This is a genomic window from Stenotrophomonas sp. 610A2 (genome assembly GCF_030549615.1).
Classification (GTDB): Bacteria; Pseudomonadota; Gammaproteobacteria; order Xanthomonadales; family Xanthomonadaceae; genus Stenotrophomonas; species Stenotrophomonas pigmentata.
Genome location: NZ_CP130832.1, coordinates 4602696 through 4612500, shown reverse-complemented (window position 1 = coordinate 4612500; position 9805 = coordinate 4602696). Strand labels below are relative to the sequence as shown.

Here is a 9805-nt window from a genome sequence, read left to right as displayed (position 1 = left end):
CCTAAGCTTCAGCTTACGCAGACCGTACCGTAAACCGACACAGGTGGGTAGGATGAGAATTCTCAGGCGCTTGAGAGAACTCGGGTGAAGGAACTAGGCAACATGGCACCGTAACTTCGGGAGAAGGTGCACCCTTTTTGGTGGCTCATGCGAGCTATAGCTGAAGAGGGTCGCAGTAACCAGGCCGCTGCGACTGTTTATCAAAAACACAGCACTCTGCAAACACGAAAGTGGACGTATAGGGTGTGACGCCTGCCCGGTGCTGGAAGGTTAATTGATGGGGTCAGCCGCAAGGCGAAGCTCTTGATCGAAGCCCCAGTAAACGGCGGCCGTAACTATAACGGTCCTAAGGTAGCGAAATTCCTTGTCGGGTAAGTTCCGACCTGCACGAATGGCGTAACGACAGCGGCGCTGTCTCCACCCGAGACTCAGTGAAATTGAAATCGCTGTGAAGATGCAGCGTTCCCGTGGCAAGACGGAAAGACCCCGTGAACCTTTACTATAGCTTTACACTGAACGTTGAGTTCGTCTGTGTAGGATAGGTGGGAGGCTATGAAACTGTGGCGCTAGCTGCAGTGGAGCCATCCTTGAAATACCACCCTGTCGTGCTTGACGTTCTAACCTAGGTCCATTATCTGGATCGGGGACCGTGTATGGTGGGTAGTTTGACTGGGGCGGTCTCCTCCTAAAGAGTAACGGAGGAGCTCGAAGGTACGCTCAGCGCGGTCGGACATCGCGCACTGTGTGCAAAGGCATAAGCGTGCTTGACTGCAAGATCGACGGATCAAGCAGGTAGGAAACTAGGACTTAGTGATCCGGTGGTTCTGTATGGAAGGGCCATCGCTCAACGGATAAAAGGTACTCCGGGGATAACAGGCTGATACCGCCCAAGAGTTCATATCGACGGCGGTGTTTGGCACCTCGATGTCGGCTCATCACATCCTGGGGCTGTAGTCGGTCCCAAGGGTATGGCTGTTCGCCATTTAAAGTGGTACGCGAGCTGGGTTCAGAACGTCGTGAGACAGTTCGGTCCCTATCTGCCATGGGCGTTGGAAGTTTGAGAGGGGCTGCTCCTAGTACGAGAGGACCGGAGTGGACGAACCTCTGGTGTTCCGGTTGTCACGCCAGTGGCATTGCCGGGTAGCTATGTTCGGAAGCGATAACCGCTGAAAGCATCTAAGCGGGAAGCGCGCCTCAAGATGAGACTTCCCGGGGCACAAGCCCCCTAAAGGAACCATATAGACTATGTGGTTGATAGGTCAGGTGTGTAAGTGCAGCAATGCATTGAGCTAACTGATACTAATGATCCGTGTGGCTTGACCATATAACCTCAAGTTGCCTTGGCCGACATGACATGTCGATAGATACCAAGTGCACGCTACGTCACAAGATCCATGAGAGGCAGGCGCCTAAATCCGTTGTTTGGATGGCGACGCTCCAACCGTCTCCCTGATGAAATTAGCGCTATGGAACCACCCGATCCCATCCCGAACTCGGAAGTGAAACGTAGCCGCGCCGATGGTAGTGCAGCCTAAGCTGTGCGAGAGTAGGTCATCGTCAGGGTTTTATCTAAGAACCCCGCTGCTCACGCAGCGGGGTTCGTCTTTTTATGTAAGCCAGGTGTTTTACAGCCTGGCTTTAGTTCCGCAAGGAAACGCATTGGAGCCGGCGCAACGCGCTGCTCAAACCGTCTTCCTGATGAAATTAGCGCTATGGAACCACCCGATCCCATCCCGAACTCGGAAGTGAAACGTAGCCGCGCCGATGGTAGTGCAGCCTAAGCTGTGCGAGAGTAGGTCATCGTCAGGATTTAAACCCAAAACCCCGCTGCCAGAAGCAGCGGGGTTTTTCTTTGTGCGAAACAAAGGCGCACGCGCACTTGTAGGAGCGGCGTAAGCCGCGAAGCTCGTAGCAACAACGGCGCGGAAAGGCTTGAGCGAAGCCAATAACCAAAAGCCAAGAGCCAAGAGCTCCCCTCATCCCAACCCTCGCTCCGCGCCCCGGCCCTTGCGCTGGCGCAAGGGCGTTCGATGGGCAGCGAACCAGTGGTTCGCAAGCTGCCCCTCTCACCCCGCAGGCGGGAGAAGGGCTTAAGCAACAGCTGGAGCAAGGGCCAAAGCCGAAGCCGAAGCCGAAGCCGAAGCCAAAGCCAAAGCCAAAGCCAAAGCCAAAGCCAAAGCGTAGGGGCTCTGCTGGCGTCGCCTGGATAGCCGATGCCGAGCATGGCTCGGCACTACGGTCAGGCTTTCTGGCGTATCTGCGCGGCAGTTGCCCAGCGGGCTGCGATATTGGGCGCGGTGATACATACCGCATCGTCGGTGACCGTGGTCACTGCGCGCTCGAGCAGCTGGATGTCCGCTTCATGCTGGCGCGCCACATGCGGGTCTTCAAAGAAGATCGCGCGTTGACAGCGGTGTTCGAGCACACGGTCCGCAATCTGTGCGTCGCCACCAAGCGGGCCGCTCTGGAAGCGGTGGATCCATTCCTGCTCGCGTGGCCAGCCGCGGCTCCAGGCCATCTCGTTCAAGCGCTGACCGGTGGTGCCGGTACCGATGCGTTGTTCGAATTGCGACAAGACGTCGAAGTGCTCGGCGGCGAAGGCCAGCATCTGTGGCTTGCGCGCATCGTGGGCGATCAGCGCCAGCGTCTGTTTGCTGAAGTCGTGTAGATCATCTGCGCCTGGATCCGGAGCGAAGCCGGCGTGGATGCGCTCCATTTCAATCCAGTCACGTGCGGTGGCCACCGTGGAGATGAAGGGCTTTCCGTGGATGACGCACTGACGCTTGAGTGCGATGGCTTCCGGGAAGACGGACGAGGAATCGACCGGATCGATGAAGTAGATCGCGCCATCGAGTGTGCGCTCCGGGGTTCCCATGCCGACAACTTCGGCAACGAGCTTCATCAAGCCACCTTCGCGGCCGTTTGGATAGCGCTGAAGTCCGGGGTAATCCTGCAGGGGATGGGTGCTGGCAATGGCGTCGTAGGTGCGGCCAACAGCGTGCAGTTCCACGCCAAGTTCGCGGATTCCGTTTTCGCTGGCGCGTAGCCAACGGAACAACGCAGCGTCGGCGCTTTCGTGGTGGAGACGGTTTGCGGCCAGACCGATGCGCATTGCTGCTTCTCTTTGTGCGGAGTTTCTGAGTGTAGGGCAGCTGGGTGCCGGCTTGTTGGTGGCGTTGGAGCTAAAGCCAAAGCTAAAGCTAAAGCTAAAGCTAAAGCTCCCCTCATCCGCTCTCCGGGCACCTTCTCCCGCATGCGGGAGAAGGGAATGCGGCGCTATCGGGTGAACGGATAGTCCAAAGCCAACAGCCAAAGCCAACAGCCAAAGCCAAAGCCAACAGCCAAAGCCAAAGCCAACAGCCAGAGTCAATAGCCGAAGCAGCGAACTCAGCGGCTATTAGACAAACAATGCCGAAGTAATCCCCTCTCCCGTTTCAACGGGAGAGGGGTAGGGGTGAGGGCGCTCTTGGCGCGGACCCGACCTCACCGCTTCAACAAAGCAACAATGCTCTCAGCAGCATCACGACCTTCAGCAACCGCCGTCACCACCAGGTCTGCGCCGCGCACCGCATCACCACCGGCAAACAGCTTGGCGTTATGGGTCTGGAACGGCAGGCGCGTCGCACCACCGGCAAGGATGCGACCATTGCTGCTGGCCTCCACGCCCTGCGACGAAAGCCATTCCGGCAACGTCGGCGAGAAGCCGAAGGCGATGATCACCACATCGGCTTCCAGCAGCGATTCGCTGCCCTCGATCGCCACCGCATTGCGACGACCATTGGCATCCGGCGCGCTCAACTCGGTCTCGACCACGGTCACGCCGATCACTTCATCGTCCGCGCCAGCCTCAATCGCCAGCGGCTGACGGTTGAACAGGAAGCGCACGCCCTCTTCGCGGGCATTGGCAACTTCGCGGGCCGAACCCGGCATGTTGGCTTCATCGCGACGGTATGCGCAGGTCACCTTGGCCGCGCCCAGGCGGATCGCGCTGCGTACGCAGTCCATGCCGGTGTCACCACCGCCGAGCACCACCACACGCTTGCCGTTGAGGTCGGGCAGGGCGATCTGGTCTTCCCAACCCGCGATCGGCCGACCCTTCGGATCATTGCCACTGACGATGCGGCTGTTCTGTACCAGGAAGGGCAGCGCCGGCAACACGTTCTTCAGGTCCTGGCCGATCAGGCCGCCGTCGGTGTAGCGGTAGGCACCGGTGCCAAGGAACACGGCGTCGTAATCGGCCTGCAATTGCTCGATGCTGATATCGCGGCCGATCTCCACGCCCAGGCGGAACTGCACGCCCATGCCTTCGAGGATCTCGCGGCGGCGGTCGATCACGCTCTTGTCCAGCTTGAAGCTGGGAATGCCGAACTGCAGCAGCCCGCCGATCTGCTCGTAACGGTCGAACACCACGGCCTGCACACCGGCACGTGCGAGGCGATCAGCGCAGGCCAGGCCCGCTGGACCGGCGCCGACAACCGCCACGCGCTTGCCGGTGCTCTCAACGGCATGCAAGTCCGGCTTCCAGCCGGTGGCCAGTGCGGTATCGACGATGTACTTCTCGACCGCACCGATGGTGACCGCGCCAAACTCCTCCAGCGTGCAACTGCCTTCGCACAGACGATCCTGCGGGCAGACGCGGCCGCAGACTTCCGGCAGCGGGTTGGTCGAATGGCAGAGTGTCGCCGCCTCGTGGATGCGGTCCTCCTGCACCAGCTGCAGCCACTGCGGGATGGCGTTGTGCACCGGGCACTTCCAGCTGCAGTACGGGTTGCCGCAATCCAGGCAGCGGCCGGCCTGGTACTGCGCATCGCCCTTGTCGAACTTGCCGTAGAGCTCGCCCCAATCGCCGGACGTGCGCAATTCCACCGGAATGCGCTGCGGCATGGTGCGGGGCAGATCGAGGAACTGGAAGGCTTGCTTGCGGCTCATGGCGGACTCGTGATGTCTGGGAAGGAGCCCTTCTCCCGCAAGCGGGAGAAGGTGCCCCGAAGGGGCGGATGAGGGGCTTTGAAGCTGCCCTCACCCCAACCCCTCTCCCGTCAGCGGGAGAGGGGCTCAAGCCGTCAAGCGGCGCGGCGCAAAGACTCGGCCAGCGACTCGATGCTGGCGGCCTTGGGTTTGACCAACCAGAATTTGCCGACGTAATCGCGGAACTCATCGAGGATCTGCTGCGCCCAGATGCTGCCGGTCAACTCGCGGTGACGGCCGATCAAGGTGTGCAGGTGCTGGCGATGGTTCTCGAAGCCTTCGGTCGAGATGCGATGAATGTCGATCAGCTCGTGGTTGTAGCGGTCGACGAAATCGCGATCGACGTCGAGCACATAGGCCAAACCACCAGTGAAGCCGGCACCGAAGTTCAGGCCGACCTTGCCAAGCACTGCGACCACGCCGTCGGTCATGTATTCGCAGCAGTGGTCGCCGGCGCCTTCAATCACCGCCAGTGCGCCGGAGTTGCGCACGCCGAAGCGTTCGCCGGCGCGTCCTGCGGCAAACAGCTCGCCGCCGGTTGCACCGTACAGGCAGGTGTTGCCGATGATGGCGGTGTTGCGGGCCTCGAAGCGGGCGCCACGCGGTGGGCGTACCACCAGGCGGCCGCCGGCCATGCCTTTGCCAACGTAGTCGTTGGCTTCGCCTTCCACTTCCAGGTTCAGGCCGCCGACGTTGAACGCACCGAAGCTTTGCCCGGCAGTGCCGCGGAAGCGCAGGTTCAACGGTGTTTCGCTCATGCCGTGGTTGCCATGCGCGCGGGCGATGGTGCCGGACAGGCGCGTGCCCACCGAGCGGTCGGTGTTGTGGATCAGGAAGCGATGCTCACCGCCCTGCTTGTTGGCGATGGCAGCGGCGAGCAGGTTGTCCATCTGCGTGGCCAGGCTGTCTGGCGACTGGTACAGGCGCTGCGCGGCGCAATGCGCGCCGTCGTAATGCGCAGGCGCGAGCAGGCGCGACAGATCGACCTTGACGCCTTCGCGCGGCGACACTTCCAGCTGCTGCAGCAGATCGGTGCGGCCGACGATTTCATCCAGCGAACGCACGCCCAGGTACGACAGCCACTCGCGCACTTCCTCAGCCAACAGGCGGAAGAAGTTCTCCACGCGTTCCGGCAGACCGGTGAAGTAGCCGGCACGCAGGCGCTCGTCCTGGGTGGCGACGCCGGTTGCGCAGTTGTTGAGATGGCAGATGCGCAGGTACCTGCAGCCGAGCACGATCATCGGGCCGGTGCCGAAGCCGAAGCTGTCGGCGCCGAGCAGGGCGGCCTTGACCACATCCAGGCCGGTCTTCAGGCCACCGTCGGTCTGCAGGATGGTGCGGCTGCGCAGGTCGTTGCCGACCAGCGCCTGGTGCGATTCAGCCACGCCCAGTTCCCACGGCACGCCGGCATAGCGGATCGAACTGATCGGCGAGGCACCGGTGCCACCGTCGTGGCCGGATACGGTGATCAGGTCGGCGCCGGCTTTTACCACGCCGGCAGCAATGGTGCCGACGCCTGCATGTGAGACCAGCTTCACCGATACCAACGCATCCGGATTGACCTGCTTCAGGTCGTAGATGAGCTGCGCCAGATCTTCGATCGAATAGATGTCGTGATGCGGTGGCGGCGAGATCAGGCCGATGCCGGGCTTGGCGTAGCGCAGGCGTGCGATCAGCTCGTTGACCTTGTGGCCGGGCAGCTGGCCACCTTCGCCGGGCTTGGCGCCCTGCGCGACCTTGATCTGCAGCACTTCGGCATTGACCAGGTATTCGGCGGTGACGCCAAAGCGACCGGAGGCCACCTGCTTGATCTTGGAACGCTTCTCGGTGCCATAGCGCGCGGGATCTTCGCCGCCTTCACCGGAGTTGGAGCGGCCACCGAGGCGGTTCATCGCAATCGCCAGCGCTTCATGCGCTTCCGGCGACAGTGCGCCCAGGGAAATGGCGGCGGTATCGAAGCGCTTGAATAGTGCCTCGGCCGGTTCCACTTCATCCAATGGCACCGGCGTTGCCGCCGGCTTGAGCTGCAGCAGATCGCGCAGCGCCGAGGTCGGGCGCGAATGCACCGCGTCCATGTACTTGCGCCAGTCTTCGGCATCGCCGGTGCGTGATGCGCGCTGCAGCGTCATCACCACGTCCGGGTTGTACATATGGTATTCGCCGCCGTGTACGTACTTGAGCAGGCCGCCTACTTCCGGCTGCGCCAGATCGTTCCAGGCACGCACGGTGAGCTCGCGTGCTTCGGTATCCAGACGCGCCAGGCCCACGCCGCCGATGCGGGCAGCGGTATCCGGGAAGCACAGTTCAACCACATCCGGATCCAGGCCGACGATCTCGAACAGCTGCGCGCCGCGATAACTGGCAATGGTGCAGATGCCCATCTTCGAGATGATCTTGCTCAGGCCCTTGTAGATGCCCTTGCGGTAGCTGCGGCCGATCTGTGAAACCTCACCGCCCTTCTTCAATTGCAGGATGCCGCGCCGGCCCAGGTCGAACAGCGTCTGATAGGCGAGATACGGATACACCGCGGTCGCACCAAAGCCCAGCAGGCAGGCCATGTGGTGCGCGTCGCGGGCGGTGCCGGTTTCCAGGATCAGGTTGACGTCGCAGCGCAGCCCGACCTTCGAGAGATGGTGATGCACGGCGCTGGTGGCCAGCAGTGCATGCACCATCGGCCGGTCGGCGACCGGGTAGCGGTCGGACAGCAACAACATCACCACGCCATCGCGTGCGGCCTGCTCGCACTCGCCGCAGATGCGCTCGATGCCGGCTTTCAAACCTTCCTCGACGCTGTAGGACAGGTCGATCAAACGATTGCGCTCGACGTACTGCTCCATCTTCAGCAACTGGCGTAGCTTGCGCTGGCTCAGCACTGGCGAGTTGAGGATGACGTGGTTCACCGTCTCCGCGCCGGCATGGAAGATGTTGGTCTCCTTGCCGAGCTGGGTGGTCAGCGACATCGCGCATTCTTCGCGCAGCGGATCGATCGGCGGGTTGGTGACCTGCGCGAAGGCCTGGCGGAAGTAGTCGTACAGTGGACGGGTGTGGCGGCTGAGCACAGCGATGGGCGTGTCATCGCCCATCGAGCCGGTGGCTTCCTGTCCGGTTTCGGCCAGCGGCCGCAGCACCTGCTCCAGTTCCTCGGTCGTGAGCTGGAACAGCTTGTGGTAACTGCGCAGCGTCGCTTCGTCGAACGGCTCCTCGGCCAGCGAGGGATCGATCAACTCGGTCTGCAGGTAGGTCACACCCTGGTGCAGCCATTGCTTGTACGGCGCACGTGCACGGTTGATGCGGTCGATGGCTTCGGAATCGAGCAGGTCACCACGCTTGAGATCGATGGCCATCATCTGGCCCGGACCGAGCTTGCCCTTGCGCACCACGCGCTCGGTCGGCACTTCCCATACGCCGGCTTCGGAGGCGACCAGGAAGTGGCGGTCGGAAGTCAGCATCCAGCGCGCCGGGCGCAGGCCATTGCGGTCCAGCGTGCAGGCGGCGTAGCGGCCATCGCAGGCGACGATGCCGGCCGGGCCATCCCACGGCTCGCTGTTCAAGCCATAAAACTCGTAGAACGCGGCGAGGTCGGCGTCCTTGAATTCCAACGATTGCGTTGCCGGCGGCACCAGGATGCGCAGCGCCTGGATCAACTCCATGCCACCGGCCACCATCAGCTCCAGCATGTTGTCCATGCTCTGCGAATCGGAGCCGTGCATCGAGATCACCGGGTCGAGTTCGGCGATGTCGAACTTCGGCGTCTTCCACACCTTGCTGCGCGCCTGCGCCCAGTGGCGGTTGCCTTCGATGGTGTTGATCTCGCCGTTGTGGGCGAGCATGCGGAATGGATGGGCCAGCGGCCAGCGCGGCATCGTGTTGGTGGAGAAGCGCTGGTGGAATACCACCACGCTGGACGCCAGTTCGTGGCGCTGCAGGTCCGGGAAGAAAGTGCTCAGCTTGTCCGGCAGCACCATGCCCTTGTAGCTGATGGCTTCGGCGCTGAGCGTGGTGACGTAGTAGTCGGCGACATCGCGCAGGGTCTGTTCGCTGCGGCGGCGGGCCATGAACAGCGCCAGCGCGAATTGTTCGGCGCTCTGGTCGATGTCGGCATCGACGAACACCTGTTCGATCTTCGGCAGCGTGTCGCGCGCCAGCTGGCCACAAACGCTGTCATCGGTAGGGACTTCACGCCAACCGCGCGGATGGCAGCCGGCGGCACGCAGCTGTGCATCCAGTTCCTCACGACATCGCTGCGCGGCAACGGGATCGTGCGGCAGGAACACCACACCCGCTGCAAAATTCGGACCGAGTGCGATGCCGGCTTCTTCAGCCAGTTGGCGCAGGAACACGGTGGGTTTGCGCAACAGCAGGCCGCAACCGTCGCCGGTGAGCCCGTCGGCGGCAACACCACCACGGTGGGTCATGCGCGACAGGGCGGCGATGGCAGTATCCACCAACAGGCGCGATGGCTGGTCGTCGAGCTGCGCGACCATGCCGAAACCACAGGCGTCGCGTTCGTCTTGCGGGTCGTAAAGCCCTAGCGGGGTGCGGACTGCCATCTGTGCCTCGGTGCGATTCAGGTGAGCGGCGACACTCCTGCCCGCTCGCAGAGCACGTCATGCCTATCAGATGGTTCGCGCCGTGCTGCCGCACGTGCTGTTGGGATAAGACCCGGCACACGCCCCGATGGCGTCCTGCGCCTGATCCAAGCGCCCTCGCGCCCATCCAATGCACATGATGTGCTCAACCTGGAGCGCACCTTGAGGTCACCGGATGGTTCGACTAAATCACAGTTGTTGCAACGCCGCAATACATCGTTGCGAGCGCAACCAAAGCCTTGCCCAGC

The 9805-nt window shown here is 62.2% G+C and carries 3 protein-coding genes and 3 rRNA genes (1 of these 6 running past the window's edge); 3 read left to right on the top strand and 3 right to left on the bottom strand.

The features are described 5' to 3' along the window. From Q5Z11_RS20415 to rrf (Q5Z11_RS20405), 3 genes are all read left to right on the top strand, one after another. Positions 1 to 1324: ribosomal RNA gene (locus tag Q5Z11_RS20415) — 23S ribosomal RNA — on the top strand; it begins 1554 nt to the left of the window's first position. Between the two features lie 124 nt (positions 1325 to 1448). Continuing rightward, positions 1449 to 1563, top strand: a 5S ribosomal RNA gene (gene rrf, locus Q5Z11_RS20410). Positions 1564 to 1694: 131 nt separating this feature from the next. Beyond that, a 5S ribosomal RNA gene (gene rrf, locus Q5Z11_RS20405) occupies positions 1695 to 1809 on the top strand. A gap of 430 nt (positions 1810 to 2239) precedes the next feature. Here rrf (Q5Z11_RS20405) and Q5Z11_RS20400 read toward each other — a convergent pair. From Q5Z11_RS20400 to gltB, 3 genes are all read right to left on the bottom strand, one after another. After that, positions 2240 to 3112 (bottom strand): methylglyoxal synthase, encoded by an 873-nt coding sequence (locus Q5Z11_RS20400; RefSeq protein WP_303748087.1) that lies wholly within the window; start codon positions 3110 to 3112, stop codon positions 2240 to 2242. A gap of 371 nt (positions 3113 to 3483) precedes the next feature. Then, the gene (locus Q5Z11_RS20395; RefSeq protein ID WP_303748086.1) at positions 3484 to 4929 is read right to left on the bottom strand and encodes an FAD-dependent oxidoreductase; all 1446 of its coding nucleotides are present in this window, start codon (positions 4927 to 4929) and stop codon (positions 3484 to 3486) included. A gap of 134 nt (positions 4930 to 5063) precedes the next feature. Continuing rightward, entirely contained in the window at positions 5064 to 9518 is a 4455-nt protein-coding gene (gltB, locus tag Q5Z11_RS20390; protein ID WP_303748085.1) for a glutamate synthase large subunit, read from the bottom strand. Positions 9519 to 9805: the final 287 nt, after the last annotated feature.